Source organism: Citrobacter sp. Cm038, from assembly GCF_030333105.1.
Taxonomy (GTDB): Bacteria; Pseudomonadota; Gammaproteobacteria; order Enterobacterales; family Enterobacteriaceae; genus Citrobacter; species Citrobacter murliniae.
On sequence record NZ_JAOWGO010000025.1, the window covers coordinates 217,166 to 238,399 of the forward strand.

17 protein-coding genes and 1 tRNA gene are annotated in these 21,234 nt (G+C 52.0%); 10 read left to right on the forward strand and 8 right to left on the reverse strand.

What is annotated here, in order from left to right:
• The first annotated feature begins 7 nt into the window (after positions 1–7).
• Genes potH through rlmC form a run of 4 tightly spaced genes read left to right on the forward strand, consistent with a single transcriptional unit; the run spans position 8 to position 3,519 of the window.
• Entirely contained in the window at positions 8–961 is a 954-nt protein-coding gene (potH, locus tag OGY01_RS20575; protein WP_045441237.1) for a putrescine ABC transporter permease PotH, read from the forward strand.
• Complete coding sequence (potI, locus tag OGY01_RS20580; protein ID WP_045441238.1) at positions 958–1,803, forward strand: putrescine ABC transporter permease PotI; 846 nt, start codon at positions 958–960, stop codon at positions 1,801–1,803. Before potH ends, potI begins: the two co-directional genes overlap by 4 nt.
• A gap of 20 nt (positions 1,804–1,823) precedes the next feature.
• Positions 1,824–2,351, forward strand: a complete 528-nt coding sequence (locus OGY01_RS20585) for a YbjO family protein (RefSeq protein ID WP_144243096.1) — start codon at positions 1,824–1,826, stop codon at positions 2,349–2,351.
• Between the two features lie 40 nt (positions 2,352–2,391).
• Positions 2,392–3,519 (forward strand): 23S rRNA (uracil(747)-C(5))-methyltransferase RlmC, encoded by a 1,128-nt coding sequence (rlmC, locus tag OGY01_RS20590; RefSeq protein ID WP_286493598.1) that lies wholly within the window; start codon positions 2,392–2,394, stop codon positions 3,517–3,519.
• A gap of 289 nt (positions 3,520–3,808) precedes the next feature.
• Here the strand turns inward: rlmC and OGY01_RS20595 are convergent.
• The 3 genes from OGY01_RS20595 to OGY01_RS20605 form a co-directional block, all read right to left on the reverse strand.
• Positions 3,809–3,896 (reverse strand) — tRNA-Ser (locus OGY01_RS20595).
• A 148-nt stretch (positions 3,897–4,044) separates the two neighbouring features.
• Positions 4,045–4,722 (reverse strand): isochorismatase family protein, encoded by a 678-nt coding sequence (locus OGY01_RS20600; protein ID WP_045441241.1) that lies wholly within the window; start codon positions 4,720–4,722, stop codon positions 4,045–4,047.
• A gap of 16 nt (positions 4,723–4,738) precedes the next feature.
• Positions 4,739–5,599, reverse strand: coding sequence for a pirin family protein (locus OGY01_RS20605; RefSeq protein WP_286493600.1), 861 nt, complete (start codon positions 5,597–5,599; stop codon positions 4,739–4,741).
• A 108-nt stretch (positions 5,600–5,707) separates the two neighbouring features.
• Between OGY01_RS20605 and OGY01_RS20610 the strand changes: the two genes are divergently transcribed.
• Positions 5,708–6,619, forward strand: coding sequence for a LysR family transcriptional regulator (locus OGY01_RS20610; RefSeq protein WP_045441243.1), 912 nt, complete (start codon positions 5,708–5,710; stop codon positions 6,617–6,619).
• A 78-nt stretch (positions 6,620–6,697) separates the two neighbouring features.
• On the opposite strand, the gene infA is transcribed toward OGY01_RS20610, so the two are convergent.
• From infA to trxB, 5 genes are all read right to left on the reverse strand, one after another.
• Complete coding sequence (gene infA, locus OGY01_RS20615; protein WP_002211347.1) at positions 6,698–6,916, reverse strand: translation initiation factor IF-1; 219 nt, start codon at positions 6,914–6,916, stop codon at positions 6,698–6,700.
• 285 nt (positions 6,917–7,201) lie between these two features.
• The gene (aat, locus tag OGY01_RS20625) at positions 7,202–7,906 is read right to left on the reverse strand and encodes a leucyl/phenylalanyl-tRNA--protein transferase (RefSeq protein WP_200010726.1); all 705 of its coding nucleotides are present in this window, start codon (positions 7,904–7,906) and stop codon (positions 7,202–7,204) included.
• Positions 7,907–7,950: 44 nt separating this feature from the next.
• Positions 7,951–9,672, reverse strand: coding sequence for a heme ABC transporter ATP-binding protein/permease CydC (gene cydC, locus OGY01_RS20630; RefSeq protein WP_286493602.1), 1,722 nt, complete (start codon positions 9,670–9,672; stop codon positions 7,951–7,953).
• On the reverse strand, positions 9,673–11,439 hold the full coding sequence (gene cydD, locus OGY01_RS20635; protein WP_286493603.1) for a heme ABC transporter permease/ATP-binding protein CydD: 1,767 nt from the start codon (positions 11,437–11,439) through the stop codon (positions 9,673–9,675). It abuts the gene before it with no gap.
• Between the two features lie 114 nt (positions 11,440–11,553).
• A complete protein-coding gene (gene trxB, locus OGY01_RS20640; protein WP_045441247.1) occupies positions 11,554–12,522 on the reverse strand; it encodes a thioredoxin-disulfide reductase in 969 nt (322 codons plus the stop codon).
• A gap of 547 nt (positions 12,523–13,069) precedes the next feature.
• Between trxB and lrp the strand changes: the two genes are divergently transcribed.
• The 5 genes from lrp to serS all read left to right on the forward strand — a co-directional run bounded on the left by lrp (position 13,070) and on the right by serS (position 21,087).
• Positions 13,070–13,564 (forward strand): leucine-responsive transcriptional regulator Lrp, encoded by a 495-nt coding sequence (gene lrp, locus OGY01_RS20645; protein ID WP_002439523.1) that lies wholly within the window; start codon positions 13,070–13,072, stop codon positions 13,562–13,564.
• 134 nt (positions 13,565–13,698) lie between these two features.
• Entirely contained in the window at positions 13,699–17,625 is a 3,927-nt protein-coding gene (locus OGY01_RS20650) for a DNA translocase FtsK (RefSeq protein ID WP_286493606.1), read from the forward strand.
• Positions 17,626–17,736: 111 nt separating this feature from the next.
• Positions 17,737–18,348: an outer membrane lipoprotein periplasmic chaperone LolA gene (gene lolA / locus OGY01_RS20655; RefSeq protein ID WP_040233939.1), complete on the forward strand. Its 612-nt coding sequence runs from the start codon at positions 17,737–17,739 to the stop codon at positions 18,346–18,348.
• Positions 18,349–18,358: 10 nt separating this feature from the next.
• Complete coding sequence (gene rarA, locus OGY01_RS20660; RefSeq protein WP_286493608.1) at positions 18,359–19,702, forward strand: replication-associated recombination protein RarA; 1,344 nt, start codon at positions 18,359–18,361, stop codon at positions 19,700–19,702.
• 92 nt (positions 19,703–19,794) lie between these two features.
• A complete protein-coding gene (serS, locus tag OGY01_RS20665) occupies positions 19,795–21,087 on the forward strand; it encodes a serine--tRNA ligase (protein ID WP_045441250.1) in 1,293 nt (430 codons plus the stop codon).
• Positions 21,088–21,234 lie beyond the last annotated feature (147 nt).

Consider the following 21,234-nt stretch of genomic DNA (forward strand, 5'->3'; position numbering starts at 1 on the left):
AGTGAAGATGAGTACACTTGAACCTCCGGCTCGTGTGGACAAAGCGGGTCGTTTCACGCTGTTTATGTCGCGGATGCAGATGAAGCACGGGCGCAAGCTGGTGATTGCGCTGCCGTATGTTTGGCTGGTGCTCCTGTTTTTGTTGCCGTTTTTGATTGTTTTTAAGATCAGCCTGTCAGAGATGGCGCGGGCTATTCCCCCGTATACTGACCTTGTAGGCTGGGCTGATGACCAATTATCCATTACGCTCAATCTGGGCAACTTCCTGCAGCTAACGGATGATCCGCTCTATTTTGATGCTTATCTGCAGTCTTTGCAGGTGGCGGGGATTTCGACGATCTGTTGCCTGTTGCTGGGCTATCCATTGGCATGGGCCGTGGCGCACAGTAAACCGTCAACGCGTAATATTTTGCTATTGCTGGTGATCCTGCCGTCCTGGACCTCTTTTTTGATTCGCGTGTATGCCTGGATGGGGATCCTGAAAAATAACGGGGTATTGAATAATTTCCTGATGTGGCTCGGCGTTATCGATCAGCCACTGACGATCCTGCATACCAATCTGGCAGTTTATATTGGGATTGTTTATGCCTATTTGCCATTTATGGTGCTGCCAATATACACCGCATTAACGCGCATTGATTATTCGCTGGTGGAAGCTGCGCTGGATTTGGGAGCCAGACCGTTGAAAACCTTCTTTAGCGTGATTGTGCCGTTGACCAAGGGAGGGATCATCGCCGGATCAATGCTGGTGTTTATTCCGGCGGTGGGAGAGTTCGTGATCCCTGAGCTGCTTGGTGGCCCGGACAGCATTATGATTGGTCGCGTGTTGTGGCAGGAGTTTTTCAACAATCGTGACTGGCCGGTGGCATCCGCTGTCGCCATTATTATGCTGCTGTTACTGATTGTGCCGATCATGTGGTTCCATAAATATCAGCAAAAAAGCGTGGGGGAACACGGATGAATAACTTACCGGTCGTTCGCTCGCCGTGGCGTATTTTTATTCTGGTGTTGGGATTTACCTTCCTGTACGCACCGATGTTGATGTTGGTTATCTATTCGTTCAACAGCTCCAAACTGGTGACGGTCTGGGCTGGTTGGTCAACGCGCTGGTACGGCGAGCTTTTCCACGATACTGCGATGATAAGTGCAGTTGGTATGAGCTTAACGATTGCAGCTTGTGCTGCGACGATGGCGGCGATCCTCGGTACTATTGCCGCTGTCGTGATGGTGCGTTTTGGTCGTTTCCGTGGATCTAATGGTTTTGCCTTTATGATTACCGCGCCACTGGTTATGCCGGATGTCATTACCGGTTTATCGTTGTTGTTGTTGTTTGTGGCAATGGCACATGCGATTGGCTGGCCTGCGGATCGTGGCATGTTGACCATCTGGCTGGCGCACGTCACGTTCTGTACGGCGTATGTTGCGGTGGTTATCTCTTCGCGTTTGCGCGAACTGGATCACTCAATTGAAGAAGCGGCGATGGATCTTGGTGCGACGCCGGTGAAGGTCTTTTTTGTCATCACGTTGCCGATGATTATGCCAGCGGTAATTTCCGGTTGGTTGTTGGCCTTCACGCTGTCGTTGGATGATCTGGTGATCGCCAGTTTTGTGTCTGGTCCGGGAGCGACGACCCTGCCAATGCTGGTGTTCTCCAGCGTACGTATGGGGGTCAATCCGGAGATTAACGCGTTGGCTACGCTCATCCTTGGTGTGGTAGGAATTATCGGATTTATCGCGTGGTATCTGATGGCGCGAACAGAAAAACAACGGTTACGCGATATCCAGCGTGCAAGACGCAGCTGAAAAAACTAAAATCTGCCAACCTGTCTACACGGTGCAGCGTTTCCCGTTGCACCGTTTTCACGGAAGACGACGCGTTGGGATTTTTTAAGAAATCATCCACATCACATGCACGCCTGAACGTACCTGCTCTGGTGCAGGTGGCGGCGCTTGCTATTATCATGATCCGTTGCCTCGATCTGTTGATGATTTTTAATACGCTTGGTGTTCGCGGGACGAGCGAGTTTATTCATCGCAGCGTGCAGACCTGGGATTTGACGCTGGTATTTTTGAGCAGCCTGGTGCTGGTTTTTATTGAAATTTACTGTGCATTCTCCCTGGTGAAAGGACGTAACTGGGCACGCTGGCTCTACTTGCTTACCCAGGTGATTGCCTCAGGTTACCTGTGGGCGGCGTCACTCGGTTACGGGTATCCGGAACTGTTCAGTATCGCAGGGGAGTCTAAGCGCGAAATATTCCACACGCTGGTGATGCAAAAATTGCCGGATATGCTGGTGTTGCTGCTTCTCTTTGTTCCTGCGTCCAGTCGGCGGTTCTTCCGTTTGCAATAACGTGTATAATCTTCGCCCCTGTTAATTTGAAGGTTTCCGTATGCAGTGCGCACTTTATGACGCCGGACGCTGTCGTTCCTGTCAGTGGATAACACAGCCAGTTGGCGATCAACTCTCCACTAAAACAGCCGATCTCCAGAATTTGCTGGTCGATTTTTCGGTCGGGGAATGGTGCGCACCGGTCAGTGGTGCGGAAAGCGCTTTTCGTAATAAAGCTAAAATGGTGGTCAGCGGCAGCGTGGAAAAACCGCTGTTGGGTATGCTGCATCGCGACGGCACGCCAGAGGATTTGTGCGATTGCCCGCTCTATCCCACTTCATTTTCCCCGGTATTTGCAGTGTTAAAGCCCTTCATTGCGCGCGCAGGGCTTACTCCTTACAACGTTGCACGCAAGCGGGGAGAGCTCAAATATATTCTGTTAACCGAAAGTCAGTTCGATGGCGGCATGATGCTGCGTTTTGTCTTACGTTCAGACGCTAAACTGGCACAGCTGCGCACTGCGCTGCCGTGGCTGCAGGAACAACTGCCACAGTTGAAGGTGATTACGGCCAATATTCAGCCGGTGCATATGGCGATTATGGAAGGGGAGATGGAAATCTTCCTGACAGAACAGCAGGCGCTGGCAGAACGTTTCAACGATGTTCCGCTGTGGATACGCCCGCAGAGCTTCTTTCAGACCAACCCGGAGGTGGCCAGCTGTTTATATGCCACGGCCCGTAACTGGGTCCGTCAGCTTCCGGTTAACCATATGTGGGATCTATTTTGCGGTGTCGGGGGCTTTGGTCTGCATTGCGCTACGCCACAGATGAAACTGACGGGTATTGAAATCGCGCCAGAGGCGATTACCTGTGCAAAACAGTCTGCCCAGAAACTCGGGCTACAGAACCTGCATTTCCAGGCGCTGGACTCGACTCAATTTGCCACGGCGCAGGAAGAAGTGCCTGATCTGGTGCTGGTTAATCCACCGCGTCGTGGAATTGGAAAACCACTGTGTGATTTTCTCTCCAGAATGGCGCCACGTTTTATTGTGTATTCCAGCTGTAATCCGCAAACGATGGCAAAAGATATTCGCGAGCTGTCGGAATACCACATTGAACGCGTGCAGATATTCGATATGTTCCCTCATACCGCCCATTATGAAGTGTTAACGTTGCTCAGCAGACGATAATTCATTTTCATCAACGAGAATGCCGGATGCGCTGCTTGCATCGTATCTGACATGCGCAACAGGCGAAAAAAAAGCCCGTACTTGAGTACGAGCTCTTCTTCAAATATGGCGGTGAAGCGGGGATTGACTCGCTTCGCTCGCCCCTCTGGGGCAGCCCACTCTCTGCGTTCGCGGTCTGTCCAACTGGCTGCGCCAGTTGTCGAACCCCGGCCGGGGATTCTTATCCCCCTGGTTGGGTGCAACAGGCGAAAAAAAAGCCCGTACTTGCGTACGAGCTCTTCTTCAAATATGGCGGTGAGGCGGGGATTCGAACCCCGGATACGTTGCCGTATACACACTTTCCAGGCGTGCTCCTTCAGCCACTCGGACACCTCACCATATTGTATTGCTGCCTGACCGCTTGGGGGGCAACGGGGCGCTACTATAGGGAGTTGCGCTAAAACGGTCAAGCAGAATTTACGCGTTCATACTCGTTTGGTCACGCAATGTACATATTCTTCGCTCTGACAAGCACGGAGAATATTATTAGCGCTGAGAGTCCAGTTTTTCGCCGTTTGTCACGACCTCCTGGGCTTTGCTGTAGCTTTCGATCAGTAACTGATAAGCCGGGAATACTTTTGTATACACTTCCGCCCATTCTGCGGCGTCTTCACGGTTCCATGTACCCTGCAGTTCGGAGGCGACTGCTGCGGTATCCATTGGTACGACACCAGCCTGAACAACACGCGCGAGGGTGATTTCCTGCGCCATTTTACTGTATGTACCCGATGCGTCGATCACGGCGAAGACTTTATAACCCTCCGCAACCGCGCTGATGGCCGGGAAAGCCATGCATACGCTGGTAATGGTACCGGCGATAATCAGAGTCTTACGCCCCGTCGCTTTTACAGCATTAACAAAGTCTTCGTTATCCCAGGCGTTGATCTCACCTTTACGCGCCACGTATTGGGCATGTGGCGCGTTGGCGTGGATCTCCGGTATCAATGGACCATTGGGGCCTTGTGGGACAGATGCGGTTGTAATCACTGGCATCTTCGCCAGAGTTGCCATTTTCGCCAGCGCGGCGGCACGAGCGCGAAGTTCCGGCATTGGCATATCGCCTACGGTCTGGAAGAGTCCACTCTGGTGATCGATAAGCAGCATGATCGAATCATTCACATCAATGACCGGGCGTGAACCATTAAAATTTGCAGGACTGGACATCGTATTCTCCTTCGATTCAGATTTGGCCAAAGCAGCCGGAGTTAAAATCGCGTACGGCTTCAGCGATTTCTTGTTTCGTGTTCATCACAAACGGGCCGTAACCTACAATCGGCTCATTCAACGGTTCGCCAGATAGAAGCAGCACGCTGGCATCGCTGCTGGCTTCAATGTGTACTGTTTTACCTTGCTGGCTTAATACCACTAGCTGCGCTTCACTCGCGGGCGTGGTGCCGTTGACACTAATATTTCCTTTCAGTACGACCAGCGCGGTGCTCCATCCTTCAGGCTGGGGCAACATGACCTGATGGTTGCGTTGCAGGTGCATATCCCAGACATTTAACGGGGAGAACGTATGTGCCGGACCTTTTATGTCCTGATAGCTACCCGCAATAACGCGAACAGTACCAGCATCATCTGGCAGGGTGACCGTAGGGATGACGTCGCTGCTGATACCCTGGTAACCCGGCGCAGTCATTTTGTCTTTTGCTGGCAGATTCACCCACAGCTGTACCATTTCCAGCTCGCCGCCTTTACGGGTAAATTCAGGCGAATGGAACTCTTCGTGTAAGATCCCGGCCCCCGCCGTCATCCACTGCACGTCACCCGGGCCGATAACGCCGCCGCGACCCGTTGAATCGCGATGTTCAACTTCACCACTGTAAACAATGGTCACCGTTTCAAAGCCACGATGAGGGTGCTCTCCCACGCCGCGCTTTTCGCTACCCGGCGTGAATGTATGCGGACCGGCATAATCCAGCAGCAGGAAAGGGCTTAACTGCTCACCATGAGACTGGTAAGAGAACATTGAGCGAACCGGGAATCCATCGCCAACCCAGTGTGGGCGAGGTGCTGTGTAGACGCCTGTTACTTGTTTCATATTTGTCTCCTCATGGGCATTAGCTTGATGTGAATAAGCTTATATTCATGACAGCGAGCTGAGTAGTCGCTAAAATAGTCTTCACAGTCTCATTAATAGGACAATGCGATGGCGAAGCTGGATCTCAATGATTTCGCGTGGTTTGTTCATGTCGTCGAAGAGGGGGGATTCGCTGCTGCCGGGCGAGCGCTGGATGAACCTAAATCAAAACTCAGCCGACGAATTGCGCAACTGGAGGAGAGACTGGGCGTCCGTTTGATTCAACGAACTACCCGGCAATTTAATGTCACTGAAGTTGGACAGACATTTTACGAGCATTGTAAGGCGATGCTGGTGGAAGCGCAGGCGGCACAGGATGCTATTGCCGCGTTGCAGGTTGAGCCGCGTGGAATTGTAAAACTGACCTGTCCGGTCACTTTGCTGCATGTGCATATTGGTCCCATGCTGGCCAGGTTTATGGCGCGTTATCCGGATGTGTCGGTACAGCTTGAGGCCACGAACCGACGGGTTGATGTCGTAGGGGAAGGTCTGGATGTTGCGATTCGCGTCAGGCCACGCCCTTTTGAGGACAGCGATCTGGTCATGAGGGTGCTTGCGGACAGGGGACATCGGCTGTATGCCAGCCCGACATTAATAGCTCAAATGGGCGCTTTACACTCTCCAGCAGACCTGACTCGCTGGCCGGGCCTGAGTCTGGCATCCGGTAAACATGTTCATCGCTGGGAGTTATTTGGCCCACAGGGCGCGCGTGCGGAGGTTCATTTTACGCCGCGTATGATTACTACTGATATGCTGGCATTACGCGAAGCGGCGATAGCGGGAGTTGGTGTTGTTCAACTTCCGCAACTGATGGTAAAAGATCAATTAGCGGCGGGTGAACTGGTGGCATTACTGGACGGGTGGGAACCTAAGCGAGAGATTATTCACGCAGTCTTTCCATCACGCCGGGGATTATTGCCGTCGGTACGCGCATTGGTGGATTTCCTGACGGAAGAATATGCGCGAATGATCGAGGATTAAATACTTAACCCCGATCCACAAAAAAGGTCGGCTAAACCGACCTTTTATTATCTGGACGCCGGTCTGGCGTGAAAACAATCAGCGACTACGGAAGACAATGCGGCCTTTGCTCAGGTCGTACGGGGTCAGCTCAACAGTCACTTTGTCGCCCGTCAGGATGCGGATATAGTTTTTACGCATTTTACCGGAGATGTGTGCAGTAACCACGTGACCGTTTTCTAACTCTACGCGGAACATGGTATTAGGTAACGTATCGAGAACGGTACCCTGCATTTCAATATTGTCTTCTTTGGCCATCTAATCCTCTGGGGTATCACTACCGTAATTTGAACCGGCAAGATAATGCCGAAGTTCTTTTAATAAGTAAAGATTTGCGCGTTTAAAACACAGCAAATCAGGTTTGGCGCATTACTCTAACCACACACGGCAAAGCCGCACTAAAAGCGCAACGTGTAAGGGAACGATGAGATAAACGATAGGCGTTGCCTGACGCGAACTGTTCCTTAACGGCGGCGGGGTAATGGGCTAAACCAACTCTGCGGCACAATTATAACACCCCGACAAAAAATGTGCCGAAAACATTCACACCTGAGGTGAAAATAACGTTCTCGGCACCCAAAAATGGCTGGGTAGCCGCTGCTGGCGCAGTCTGCTCAGGTGTTCAAGGTACTCCCGCCGGGGAGTTTCAACTGCGCCCAGCGACGCTGTATGGCTATTTAACACCTGGCAGTCGATGAGTTTTCCACCCTGACGTATAAATTCAGCGCAAAATACAAGCAGTGCGGTCTTGGAAGCATTTTCCTGACGACTGAACATCGATTCGCCACAGAAAAGTGTACCTTGTGATACGCCGTACATACCGCCCACTAATTCGTTTTGCCGCCATACCTCAATAGAATGAGCATGGCCCAGTTCATGGAGTCGATGGTATGCGTCAACCACATCATGCGTTATCCAGGTGCCTTCTTCCCGGTCATTTGCACAGCCTTCAATAACCTGGCCAAATGCATAATTGAGAGTTACGCGATAAGGTGAATGTTTATGAAAACGTTTCATGCTGCGGCTAATATGAAATGTCTCAGGCCACAAAATAGCTCGCGGATCGGGTGACCACCAGAGGATCGGGTCGCCAGGTGAAAACCACGGGAAAATCCCGCGCTGGTATGCCATGAGCAAGCGGGCAGGGCTGAGATCGCCGCCAAGCGCCAACAAACCGTTAGGTTCGCGTAAAGCGCCTTCCGGCGACGGGAAGGCGATAGAATTACGAGAAAGTTGCACCAGGCGCATGACAGCGAAACTCCACTACGCGAGTCGGATCGTTCAATAATAGCTTACAGACGTTGCTTAAACTGGTAATAACGACCCTGCCGGGCTAACAGATCTGCGTGATTACCTTGCTCAATAATGTGTCCGTTGTCCATCACTATTATTTGATCAAAACGTGACAGCCCGCGCAGACGATGCGTAACCATCAGTACGGTTTTATCTCGCATCACATCGCCAATTAATTCAAGCATTTGGCTTTCTGTTGTGGCATCCAGCCCTTCGGTGGGTTCATCCAGCAGCATCAATGGGGCATCGTGCAACAATGCACGAGCGATGGCCAGACGGCGGAGTTCGCCACCTGAAAGTTGACGACCACCTTCACCTAACCAGGCGTTAAGTCCATCATCCGCCAGCAGCTTTTCCAGACCGACCCGGCTGAGCATTCCGGACAATACCTCATCACTGGCGTGTGGTGCGGCCAGCAGCAGGTTATCGCGTAATGTCGCGCTGAACAGATGCACGCGTTGCGGCACAACGCTGATGCTTTGACGCAGACTGGATTCACTTAAGGCCGAAATTGGCTGATCGTTGATCAGAATTTCGCCGCTTTGTGGGTCCCAGGCACGCGTCAGCAATTGCAGAAGCGTTGACTTTCCGCAGCCGGTACGACCAAGAATCGCAATATGCTCACCGGGTTTAGCCTGCAAGGAAAGAGTATCCAGCGCGTTTTGCGCCTGTCCAGGGTAGCTGAAAGAAACGTCGCGCAGCGTGAGCGTTATTTGTTCAGTGACCGAGGAGCCCGCCTCAGGGAAGGTGACTTCCGGCTGCTGTTCGCTCAGTTCAGTGATACGCAGAGCCGAAGCAATCACCTGGCCAAGATGCTGAAACGCCCCGGTGACAGGCGCCAGAGCTTCAAAAGCAGCCAGCGCGCAGAAGACAAACAGGGCAATCAGTGCACCCGGTTGGGTATTTCCGCCCACACCGCCAGAGGCCATCCATAACATCATTATTACGGCCAGAGCGCCAACGAGTAGCATGACAGCCTGGGACAGCGCGGTTAATTCAGACTGACGACGCTGAGCTTCATGCCACTGCATTTCCGTCGCTTCCATTTGTGTACGATAGCGTTCGCTGGCACCAAAAATGGTGAGTTCAGCCTGCCCCTGCAACCATGAAGTTAACTGCTGACGATATTGACCGCGCAGATGCGTCAGACTTTGCCCGGTGCTTTTTCCGGCCTGATAAAAGATTGGGGGCAAAATAAACAAGGTGAGCAGCATAATACCGCCAAGTGTGATCGCCAGAGTTAGATCGAGAACGCTAAGTCCCAGCGTCACTACCACGATGACCACAAATGCCCCTGTTAGCGGGGAGAGCACGCGTAAATAGAGATGATCGAGCGTGTCGACATCAGCAACCACACGGTTAAGCAACTCCCCCTGGCCATACCGGGCCAGACCAGCAGGAGAAAGCGGCAGCAGTTTGCTAAAGGTATAAATACGCAGGTGCTGCAGCACGCGGAATGTCGCGTCGTGGCTGACCAGTCGCTCAAAATAACGGCCTGCGGTTCGGGTGATTGCTGCTCCCCGAACGCCTGCCGCCGGGAGCATGTAGTTAAAACTGTAAATCCCGGTCACGCCAACAACTGCGGAGGCGGAAAGGAACCAGCCTGACAGGGTCAGCAAACCGATACTTGCCAGCAGCGTGATTATCGCCAGAACAATACCTAGCGTTAACATCCATTTGTGACGTTTATACAGCGTCAGATAGGGTAGCAAGGCGCGCATTCAGATATCCTCCTGACGGTGAGCCAGCAACGTCGCAAAAGCGCCGTTGGCTGCGCTAAGTTGAGCATAAGTGCCTTGCTCGACGATTTGTCCATCCTGCATGACCCAGATAGCATCCCAGTCGGCAAGATCTTCGAGTTGGTGCGTCACCATCAGCGTGGTCTGGCGGCGTGATGCGGCATTCAATGCCTGCATTACGCGTTGTTCACTGTGAGCATCAAGGCTGGCAGCGGGTTCGTCGAGCAGCAGTAACTGACACGGATTAAGCAGAGCGCGGGCAACGGCAACGCGTTGTGCTTGTCCGACAGAAAGTCGAGCCGCCTGATCGCCTACTGGCGTATCTACACCCTGAGGAAGCAAAGGTAAAAACTCGCTTACCCAGGCATTGTCGAGCGCGGCCTGAAGCTGTTGTTCACTGGCATCAGGACGTGCCAGCAGCACATTATCTCGTAACGTCGCGGCGGGAAGTTGCGGGTTTTGACCGACCCATGAGAGCTGTTTACGCCAGGAGTCAGGCGATAAATCGCGAAGCTCAAAGCCGTTAATCCGCAATGACCCCTGATAAGAGAGAAAACCGGACAGAACGTTCAGAAGGGAGCTTTTACCTGAGCCACTACGACCAACCAGCACCGCACGTTGACCTGCTGGCAGAGAAAAATTGAGTGGCCCAGCCAGAACTTTGCCTTCCGGCGATGTAATGACCAGATCTTCCGCTTCAATCGAAACGGCTTCTTTTGCTGCTAACTCAATGTCACCACGCTCAGGGTGAGCAAGCGGCGTTTCCATGAATGTTTTCAGACTATCTGCAGCACCTACCGCTTGTGCTTTCGCGTGGTAAAACGTACCCAGATCGCGCAAAGGCTGGAAAAATTCTGGGGCAAGGATCAGAGCCAGGAAACCAGCAGCCAGCGTTACGCCAGTTCCGTAATGACCGAAGTTGAGTTCGCCGAGGTAAGAAAAACCGAAATAAACCGCCACCAGGGCGATCGACAGTGACGTGAAAAACTCCAGTACACCCGAGGAAAGGAACGCAAGACGCAGGACTTCCATGGTGCGCTGACGAAAATCTTGCGATGCGGCGCGAATGCTTTCTGTTTCAGCTTCTCCGCGACCAAATATTCTCAGCGTCTCCATGCCCCTTAAGCGGTCGAGGAAATGGCCACTGAGTCTGGCAAGTGCCTGAAAATTACGACGGTTAGCATCTGCTGCTCCCATACCGACCATTGCCATAAAGAGCGGGATCAGCGGTGCGGTGCCCAGCAGGATAAGGGCGGCTACCCAGTTTGAAGGGAAAATTGCTGCCACAATCAATATAGGTACACAGACGGCAAGCGCCATTTGCGGCAGATAACGCGCATAGTAATCATGCATATCGTCAATCTGTTCCAGCACCAGGGTAGCCCAACTTCCGGCGGGTTTACCTTGTATCCATGCCGGACCTGCCTGCTGTAGGCGGTCCAGAACCTGACGGCGAATTTCAAAGCGAATGTGTTGTCCCGCATGGAAACCGACTCGCTCACGTAACCAGACAACCCAAGCACGCAGGATAAATATCAATACCAGCACGATGAAGGGGAGAAGAAGGGCCTCTCGGGGAATGTTGTCCATGATCATATGCTCAAGAATACGAGCCATGAGCCAGGCCTGAGCGACAATTAACAGCCCGCTCACGAATCCCAGCAGACGTGAAATATTTAGCCAGCGTTGTGAAATGACACTTTGCTGTTTTAACCAGTGGGTTAGCTCTTTTTGACGGGTTTTATTCATTGCTCGCTTAGCAGGTGAGTTATTGGAATTTTTGGGCAGGACAATGTTACAACGAGGCAAAAATAAAGGCGACTTATAGTCGCCTTTTTTACTTTTGTTACTGATTTGTAAAAACTATTTGCAGGCGTCAGCCAGACCATCAAGATAGCGTTCAGCATCGAGGGCAGCCATACACCCCGTACCTGCCGAGGTAATCGCCTGACGATAGATATGATCCATTACGTCGCCGGCTGCGAATACGCCAGGAATGCTGGTTTGCGTTGCATTGCCATGAATGCCGGACTGGACTTTGATGTAGCCGTTTTCCAGTTCAAGCTGACCGTCGAAAATGGCGGTGTTCGGGCTGTGGCCGATAGCGACAAATAATCCTGCGACGTCGAGAGACTCAACGTTGTCAGTATTCTGGGTATCACGCAGACGCAGTCCGGTCACACCCATTTGATCGCCGGTAACTTCTTCCAGAGTGCGGTGAGTGTGCAGCACAATGTTGCCGTTCTCGACTTTATCCATCAAACGTTTGATGAGGATTTTCTCAGCACGGAAGCTGTCGCGACGGTGGATCAAATGAACCTCAGAAGCGATATTCGCCAGGTACAATGCTTCTTCTACAGCGGTATTACCACCGCCAATAACCGCAACCTTTTGGTTACGATAGAAGAAACCGTCACAGGTCGCACAGGCGGAAACGCCGCGGCCTTTAAATGCCTCTTCTGAAGGTAAACCAAGATAGCGTGCTGAAGCGCCAGTGGCGATAATCAGTGCATCGCAAGTATATTCGCCGCTGTCACCGGTCAGGCGAAACGGACGATTTTGCAGATCAACTTTACTGATGTGATCAAAAATGATTTCGGTTTCAAATTTCGTCGCGTGTTCATGCATACGCTCCATCAGCAACGGGCCAGTGAGATCGTGCGGATCGCCAGGCCAGTTTTCCACTTCTGTCGTTGTGGTCAACTGACCACCTTTTTCCATACCGGTAATCAACACCGGTTGCAGGTTTGCACGCGCAGCATAGACCGCGGCGGTGTATCCCGCAGGGCCTGAGCCCAGAATAAGAAGTTTACTGTGTTTGGTCGTGCCCATGAGATCCCCATAGTTGTTGGCAGGCAATGAGCAGGATTGTAGGGAATTTACGAACGTAAAAAAAGAGTATGGCGATTTTGTTAACAATATGTGTAATAGCAGAAACCGATGATTGCTAAAAACGACGGTAATATTATAACGATTTCTACTTAAAATCGGTCAGTTATAAGGTGATAAAATGACGATTTTCCATCACTCCCAATGAATAACTGGCATGTTGTACTAAAAATCGATGTTTTGCTTTGACAATCCCCTGCTGTTTTGCGAAAACATTCAAGGAAGAAAAAAACTGTGTCATGTATATGCTGCATAATCATGCATGTAGATAACATGTTTACCGAGTTAGCGAAATCTACGCATGGCGTGGACAGATGCCATTCGTGATGTCGATAGCCGCCGACAGGCAACGGTCTTCTCACCGTAAACCCAGGCATTGCGCACCGTAAATCCCTCTGGGTTTCGGGTTATTATGATGGGTAGCGGCTCTAAACAGTGATGTTTGTAGAGTCAGGCAGGAGTAGGGAAGGAATACAGAGAGACAATAATAATGGTAGATAGTAAGAAGCGCCCTGGCAAAGATCTCGACCGTATCGATCGTAACATTCTTAATGAGCTGCAAAAGGATGGGCGTATTTCTAACGTCGAGCTTTCTAAACGAGTGGGACTTTCACCAACGCCCTGCCTTGAGCGTGTGCGTCGGTTGGAAAGACAGGGGTTTATTCAGGGCTATACAGCGCTGTTGAACCCGCATTATCTGGATGCATCACTTCTGGTTTTTGTTGAGATTACTCTGAATCGTGGCGCCCCGGATGTGTTTGAGCAATTTAACTCTGCAGTACAAAAACTTGAAGAAATTCAAGAATGTCATTTGGTGTCCGGTGATTTCGACTACCTGCTGAAAACACGCGTACCGGATATGTCAGCTTACCGTAAGCTATTAGGGGAAACCCTGCTGCGTCTGCCTGGCGTGAATGACACACGTACTTACGTGGTTATGGAAGAAGTAAAACAGAGCAATCGTCTGGTTATTAAGACGCGCTAACACGGAACAGGTGCAAAATCGACTCAGTTTGATTACACTCCTGTTAATCCATACAGCAACAGTGCCGGGGTAACCCGGTGCTGTTGTCCGTTTTAGCATCGGGCAGGAAAAGCCTGAAACCTGGAGAGCCGTTTTTGAGCCAGGAATACACTGAAGACAAAGACGTCACATTGACGAAGTTAAGCAGCGGGCGCCGACTTCTGGAAGCGCTACTCATCCTTATTGCCCTTTTTGCCGTCTGGTTGATGGCTGCCTTACTCAGCTTTAACCCTTCGGACCCCAGCTGGTCGCAAACCGCGTGGCACGAGCCTATTCATAATCTGGGGGGAATACCCGGCGCATGGCTGGCGGACACGCTGTTCTTTATTTTCGGCGTCATGGCCTACACCATTCCCGTAATCATTGTTGGCGGCTGTTGGTTTGCCTGGCGGCATCAGGCCAGTGATGAATACGTTGATTATTTTGCCGTGTCGCTTCGCATTATCGGCGTTCTGGCGCTGATTCTTACTTCTTGCGGACTGGCGGCAATCAATGCCGACGACATCTGGTATTTCGCCTCCGGTGGCGTGATTGGCAGTTTGCTAAGTACCACTTTGCAACCCCTGCTGCATAGCAGCGGGGGAACGCTCACACTGTTATGTATCTGGGCTGCTGGGTTAACTCTGTTTACCGGCTGGTCATGGGTGAGTATTGCGGAGAAATTAGGGGGCTGGCTGCTAAATATTCTGACATTTGCCAGCAACCGAACTCGTCGTGATGATACCTGGGTCGATGATGAAGAATATGAAGACGACGAGTTTGTCGACGCGGCCGAAGGAAAACCGCATGAATCGCGTCGGGCACGTATTCTTCGCGGCGCATTAGCGCGCCGTAAGCGCCTGGCTGAAAAATTTACCAACCCGCTTGGGCGTCACACCGATGCTGCGCTGTTCTCCGGCAAACGCATGGATGATGAAGATGAAATAGAATACAGCGCCCGTGGCGTCGTTGCCGATCCTAATGATGTCCTGTTCTCTGGAAATCGGGCGACGTTGCCAGAATATGATGAATTCGATCCGCTGCTCAATGGACACTCTGTAGCAGAGCCAGTGGCAGCTGCTGCGGCGGCCACTGCAGCAACGCAGGCCTGGAGCGCTCCCGTTGACCCATTGATGCAAACCCCGCCTGCATCGGGCACAGTTCCTGTTCAGCCTGCTCCTGCAGTTGCATGGCAATCTGCGCCGGGGCCACAGACTGGTGAACCGGCTATCGCGCCTGGACCAGAAGGGTATCCGCAGCCAAATCAGTACGCACAGCCATCTGTACAACCTTATGAAGCGTGGCAACAACCGGCGCCTGTTGAGCCCCAACCGCAATATGCCGTTCCTCCTGTGGCTGACGTTGGTTATGAGCAGCCGATGATGCCAGAATCGCAAATGCCCTGGCAGACGCAAGAGCCGGTAGCGGAACAAAGCTGGCAACCTGAACCGGTTTATCAGCAGAATGCTCCTCTCCAGCCGCAGTCTGTCTATCAGCAGGAGACTATTCCATCGCAACCAGTTGTTCATCAGCAATCCATTGTTGAACCGCCACCTGTTGTTGAGCCGGAACCGGTTGTTGAAGAGACTAAACCAGCTCGCCCTCCGCTCTACTATTTTGAAGAAGTGGAAGAGAAACGTGCGCGCGAACGTGAACAACTCGCAGCATGGTATCAGCCAATTCCGGAACCTGTGACAGAGCCAGAACGGGTGAAACCGTCTATGCCGACAACTGCCGCCATACCGCCAGTTGAGTCTGTCGTTGCCGCTGCACCAATGGCCACAGGGGCGAAAAATGCAGCTCTGGCTACTGGGGCTGCCGTTGCTGCCGCACCTGTGTTTAGTCTGGCTGGTGGTGCGCCACGTCCGCAGGTGAAAGAAGGTATTGGACCGCAGTTGCCACGCCCGAACCGTGTCCGCGTGCCAACGCGTCGTGAACTGGCCTCGTATGGCATAAAATTACCGTCGCAGCGAATTGCTGAAGAAAAAGCGCGTGAAGAGCAAATTGATTCGGATACGCAATATAGTGACGATGAAATTGATGCAATGCATCAGGATGAGCTGGCACGTCAGTTCGCGCAGTCCCAACAGCATCGTTATGGGGAAGAGTATCAGGACGGTACAAACCAAGCTGAGGATGAAGATTCTGCTGCAGAAGCGGAGTTAGCCCGTCAGTTTGCATCTTCCCAACAGCAGCGCTATTCCGGCGAACAACCTGCGGGCGCTAATCCGTTCTCACTGGATGACTTTGCATTCTCACCGATGAAAGCTCTGGTCGATGACGGCCCGCATGAGCCGCTGTTTACCCCGAGCGTGATGCCGGAGGAGCCTGCACCAGCGCCGCAATATCAACAACCGCCGCAACCTGTAGCACCGCAGCAGCATTATCAGCAGCCGCCGCAGCCTGTAGCATCGCAGCAGCATTATCAGCAGCCGCCGCAGCCTGTAGCGCCGCAGCAGCATTATCAGCAGCCGCCACAACCTGTAGCACCGCAGCCGCAGGATAGCTTGATCCATCCATTACTGATGCGTAATGGTGACAGCCGCCCGGTACAACGTCCAACCACACCGCTGCCCTCGCTGGATCTGTTGACGCCACCGCCGAGTGAAGTTGAACCAGTGGATACCTTTGCTCTGGAGCAAATGGCGCGTCTGGTTGAAGCCCGACTGGCGGATTTCCGCATTAAAGCTGATGTCGTGAACTATTCACCGGGTCCGGTTATTACCCGTTTTGAACTGAACCTGGCCCCTGGTGTGAAAGCTGCACGTATTTCTAACCTCTCCCGCGACCTGGCTCGTTCGTTGTCGACCGTTGCGGTGCGTGTGGTAGAAGTGATTCCAGGTAAACCGTATGTGGGACTGGAACTGCCGAATAAAAAACGTCAGACCGTCTATCTGCGTGAAGTTCTGGATAACGCGAAGTTCCGCGAAAATCCATCTCCGCTGACAGTCGTGTTGGGTAAAGATATTGCAGGCGAGCCGGTCGTTGCTGACCTGGCAAAAATGCCTCATCTGCTGGTTGCAGGAACCACCGGCTCCGGTAAGTCGGTTGGGGTAAACGCCATGATCCTCAGCATGCTGTACAAGGCACAACCGGAAGATGTCCGCTTTATCATGATTGACCCGAAAATGCTGGAACTTTCCGTTTACGAAGGTATCCCGCATCTGTTGACTGAAGTTGTTACAGATATGAAAGATGCGGCCAATGCTTTGCGCTGGAGCGTCAATGAAATGGAGCGTCGCTATAAGCTGATGTCGGCGCTTGGCGTACGTAACCTTGCTGGTTATAACGAGAAAATCGCTGAAGCAGCCCGTATGGGGCGTCCGATTCCTGACCCGTACTGGAAACCTGGCGATAGCATGGACGTTCAGCATCCTGTGCTGGAAAAACTGCCGTATATCGTCGTGTTGGTAGATGAATTCGCTGATCTGATGATGACCGTCGGTAAAAAGGTGGAAGAACTCATCGCTCGTCTGGCACAAAAAGCACGTGCGGCGGGCATCCACCTGGTACTGGCGACTCAGCGTCCGTCGGTTGATGTTATTACCGGTTTGATTAAAGCCAACATTCCAACCCGTATCGCCTTTACCGTTTCCAGTAAGATTGATTCACGCACCATCCTCGACCAGAGTGGCGCAGAGTCTCTGCTGGGCATGGGGGATATGCTTTATTCCGGGCCTAACTCCACTATGCCAGTGCGTGTGCATGGCGCATTTGTGCGCGACCAGGAAGTGCATGCAGTTGTTCAGGACTGGAAAGCGCGTGGGCGTCCACAATACGTCGATGGCATTACCTCCGACAGCGAAAGCGAAGGCGGTGGTGGTGGTTTTGACGGTGGTGAAGAGCTGGATCCGCTGTTTGACCAGGCCGTCAAATTTGTCACGGAGAAACGTAAAGCCTCAATCTCCGGCGTTCAGCGTCAGTTCCGTATTGGTTACAACCGTGCGGCACGCATCATTGAACAGATGGAAGCGCAGGGAATTGTCAGTGAGCAGGGACATAATGGTAATCGTGAAGTGCTGGCGCCGCCTCCCTTCGATTGATTGCAAAGTTAAGTAATTCAGTATTTTCTACTTTCCTCATGCTGATTTTTGGCCTGGAATGGATAGCAGAGGGATCTCCCCGTCGGGAGTGACGTATTTTGAGGAATAACGATGAAAAGAATCGCAATCACCTGTGCATTACTGTCGAGCTTTGTGGTTAGCAGCGTCTGGGCTGATGCTGCCAGCGATCTGAAAAGCCGTCTGGATAAAGTCAGTAGTTTCCATGCCAGCTTCACCCAGAAGGTGACGGATGGCAGCGGAGCGGCAGTACAGGAAGGTCAGGGTGACTTATGGGTTAAACGTCCGAACCTGTTTAACTGGCATATGACACAGCCTGACGAGAGCATTCTGGTATCCGATGGCAAAACGCTGTGGTTCTTTAACCCGTTTGTTGAGCAAGCAACGGCCACCTGGCTGAAAGATGCCACGGGGAATACACCGTTTATGCTGATTGCGCGCAACCAGTCCAGCGACTGGCAACAATACAATATCAAGCAAAACGGTGATGACTTTGTGCTGACCCCGAAAACCAGCAGCGGTAATCTGAAGCAGTTCACCATTAATGTCGGGCGTGATGGAACAATCCATCAGTTCAGTGCTGTCGAGCAGGACGATCAACGCAGTAGCTATCAGCTGAAGTCTCAGCAGAATGGTGCAATTGAACCATCAAAATTCACCTTTACCCCGCCACAAGGTGTGACGGTGGACGATCAACGTAAGTAGAGGCGCGTGAGTGGGCAATCTGTCGCTCGATTTTTCTGATAATACCTTTCAGCCACTGGCCGCGCGTATGCGGCCAGAAAATTTAGCACAGTATATCGGCCAGCAGCATTTGCTGGCCGCAGGCAAGCCCTTGCCGCGTGCCATTGAGGCAGGGCACCTGCACTCCATGATCTTGTGGGGACCACCCGGTACGGGTAAAACAACACTCGCCGAAGTGATTGCTCGCTACGCTGATGCAGATGTTGAACGCATTTCGGCGGTCACCTCTGGTGTGAAAGAAATTCGTGAGGCCATTGAGCGTGCGCGTCAGAACCGCAATGCAGGTCGGCGTACAATTTTGTTCGTGGATGAAGTTCATCGTTTTAATAAAAGCCAGCAGGACGCGTTTCTCCCGCATATCGAAGATGGCACCATTACATTTATTGGCGCCACGACCGAAAATCCCTCTTTTGAACTTAACTCGGCATTACTGTCGCGTGCGCGTGTCTATCTACTGAAATCGTTAACCACCGAAGATATTGAGCAGGTGCTGGACCAGGCGATGACAGATAAAGCACGTGGCTACGGGGAACAGGATATTGTCCTGCCGAATGAAACACGTCGGGCGATTGCGGAACTGGTGAATGGTGACGCGCGAAGGGCGTTGAACACGCTGGAAATGATGGCTGATATGGCCGAAGTCGATGACAGCGGAAAACGTGTTTTACAGACAGCATTACTGACTGAGATTGCCGGGGAGCGCAGCGCGCGCTTTGATAATAAAGGCGATCGCTTTTACGATCTGATCTCGGCGTTACACAAATCGGTACGCGGCAGCGCACCGGATGCGGCGCTTTACTGGTATGCACGGATCATTACCGCCGGTGGCGATCCGTTATACGTCGCGCGCCGTTGTCTGGCAATTGCTTCTGAAGATGTGGGAAATGCCGACCCACGGGCTATGCAAGTGGCAATTTCAGCATGGGATTGTTTCACTCGCGTAGGGCCTGCAGAAGGCGAACGAGCGATAGCTCAGGCGATAGTTTATCTGGCCTGTGCGCCGAAAAGTAATGCAGTCTATACCGCCTATAAAGCAGCGTTGGCTGATGCCCGCGAGCGTCCGGATTATGATGTGCCTGTGCATTTGCGTAATGCACCGACGAAACTGATGAAAGAAATGGGCTACGGACAGGAATATCGCTACGCTCATGATGAGCCGAATGCGTATGCTGCCGGTGAAGAGTACTTTCCGCAGGAACTGGCACAAACGCGCTATTATCACCCCACAAACAGAGGTCTTGAGGGTAAGATTGGCGAAAAGCTCGCCTGGCTTGCCGGGCAGGATCAAAATAGCCCTATAAAACGCTACCGTTAGCGCGATCGTTGCGGTAATGTTGGCAATGTATCCCTGTGATCGCAGGCTGTGGTCACTTTCTCCTATTTTAATTCGATAAGCACAGGATAAGCATGCTCGATCCCAATCTGCTGCGTAATGAGCCAGACGCAGTCGCTGAAAAACTGGCAAGCCGGGGCTTTAAGCTGGATGTAGATAAGCTGCGCGCTCTTGAAGAGCGTCGTAAAGTTCTGCAGGTACAAACAGAGAACCTGCAGGCAGAGCGTAACTCTCGATCGAAATCCATCGGCCAGGCAAAAGCGCGCGGAGAAGATATCGAGTCTTTACGTCTGGAAGTGAACAAACTGGGCGAAGAGCTGGATACCGCGAAAGCTGAACTTGATGCCTTGCAGGCCGAGATCCGCGATATTGCACTGACCATTCCTAACCTGCCAGCGGACGAAGTTCCGGTGGGTAAAGATGAAAATGACAATATCGAAGTCAGCCGTTGGGGTACTCCTCGCGAATTTGATTTCGAAGTTCGCGATCACGTCACGCTGGGTGAAATGCATACCGGTCTTGATTTCGCTGCTGCGGTTAAGCTAACGGGTTCTCGTTTCGTGGTAATGAAAGGGCAGATTGCACGTATGCACCGTGCGCTGTCTCAGTTCATGCTGGATCTACATACCGAACAGCATGGTTACAGCGAAAACTACGTTCCGTATCTGGTTAACCATGACACGCTGTACGGTACAGGTCAGTTGCCGAAGTTTGCCGGTGATCTGTTCCATACGCGTCCGCTGGACGAAGAAGCCGATAGCAGTAACTATGCGCTGATCCCAACGGCAGAAGTCCCGCTGACCAACCTGGTACGCGATGAGATCATTGACGAAGATGCACTGCCGATCAAAATGACCGCGCATACGCCATGTTTCCGTTCTGAAGCCGGCTCTTACGGTCGTGATACTCGTGGTCTGATCCGTATGCACCAGTTTGATAAAGTTGAAATGGTGCAGATTGTTCGTCCGGAAGATTCTATGGACGCACTGGAAGAGATGACAGGCCATGCTGAGAAAGTACTTCAGCTGCTGGGACTGCCGTACCGTAAGATCATTCTATGCACTGGTGACATGGGCTTTGGCGCATGCAAAACCTATGATCTGGAAGTGTGGATCCCGGCGCAGAATACTTACCGCGAGATCTCCTCCTGCTCAAACGTGTGGGATTTCCAGGCACGTCGTATGCAGGCTCGTTGCCGCAACAAATCCGACAAGAAGACGCGTTTAGTGCATACGCTGAACGGTTCTGGTCTGGCTGTGGGACGTACCTTGGTTGCTGTGATGGAAAACTACCAGCAAGCTGATGGCCGCATTCAGGTTCCGGAAGTATTACGTCCCTATATGAATGGTCTGGAATACATCGGTTAAGCCATCTTTTTCTGTTAAAAAAGCGCCTGTGGGCGCTTTTTTTATGCCTGCTTGATACCGGACAATAACCCTTACCTCATTAGTGGTAATACTACCTTCGAATGAAGGTCAGTGTTTATCTCTGTCTTTACGCAAATTCACTATATA

Coding starts and splice junctions, on each gene's coding strand:
- potH (WP_045441237.1), top strand. CDS start 8: ATGAGTACACTTGAACCTCCGGCTCGTGTGGACAAAGCGGGTCGTTTC.
- potI (WP_045441238.1), top strand. CDS start 958: ATGAATAACTTACCGGTCGTTCGCTCGCCGTGGCGTATTTTTATTCTG.
- rlmC (WP_286493598.1), top strand. CDS start 2,392: ATGCAGTGCGCACTTTATGACGCCGGACGCTGTCGTTCCTGTCAGTGG.
- OGY01_RS20600 (WP_045441241.1), bottom strand. CDS start 4,722: ATGTCCAGTCCTGCAAATTTTAATGGTTCACGCCCGGTCATTGATGTG.
- OGY01_RS20605 (WP_286493600.1), bottom strand. CDS start 5,599: ATGAAACAAGTAACAGGCGTCTACACAGCACCTCGCCCACACTGGGTT.
- OGY01_RS20610 (WP_045441243.1), top strand. CDS start 5,708: ATGGCGAAGCTGGATCTCAATGATTTCGCGTGGTTTGTTCATGTCGTC.
- infA (WP_002211347.1), bottom strand. CDS start 6,916: ATGGCCAAAGAAGACAATATTGAAATGCAGGGTACCGTTCTCGATACG.
- aat (WP_200010726.1), bottom strand. CDS start 7,906: ATGCGCCTGGTGCAACTTTCTCGTAATTCTATCGCCTTCCCGTCGCCG.
- cydC (WP_286493602.1), bottom strand. CDS start 9,672: ATGCGCGCCTTGCTACCCTATCTGACGCTGTATAAACGTCACAAATGG.
- cydD (WP_286493603.1), bottom strand. CDS start 11,439: ATGAATAAAACCCGTCAAAAAGAGCTAACCCACTGGTTAAAACAGCAA.
- trxB (WP_045441247.1), bottom strand. CDS start 12,522: ATGGGCACGACCAAACACAGTAAACTTCTTATTCTGGGCTCAGGCCCT.
- lrp (WP_002439523.1), top strand. CDS start 13,070: ATGGTAGATAGTAAGAAGCGCCCTGGCAAAGATCTCGACCGTATCGAT.
- lolA (WP_040233939.1), top strand. CDS start 17,737: ATGAAAAGAATCGCAATCACCTGTGCATTACTGTCGAGCTTTGTGGTT.
- serS (WP_045441250.1), top strand. CDS start 19,795: ATGCTCGATCCCAATCTGCTGCGTAATGAGCCAGACGCAGTCGCTGAA.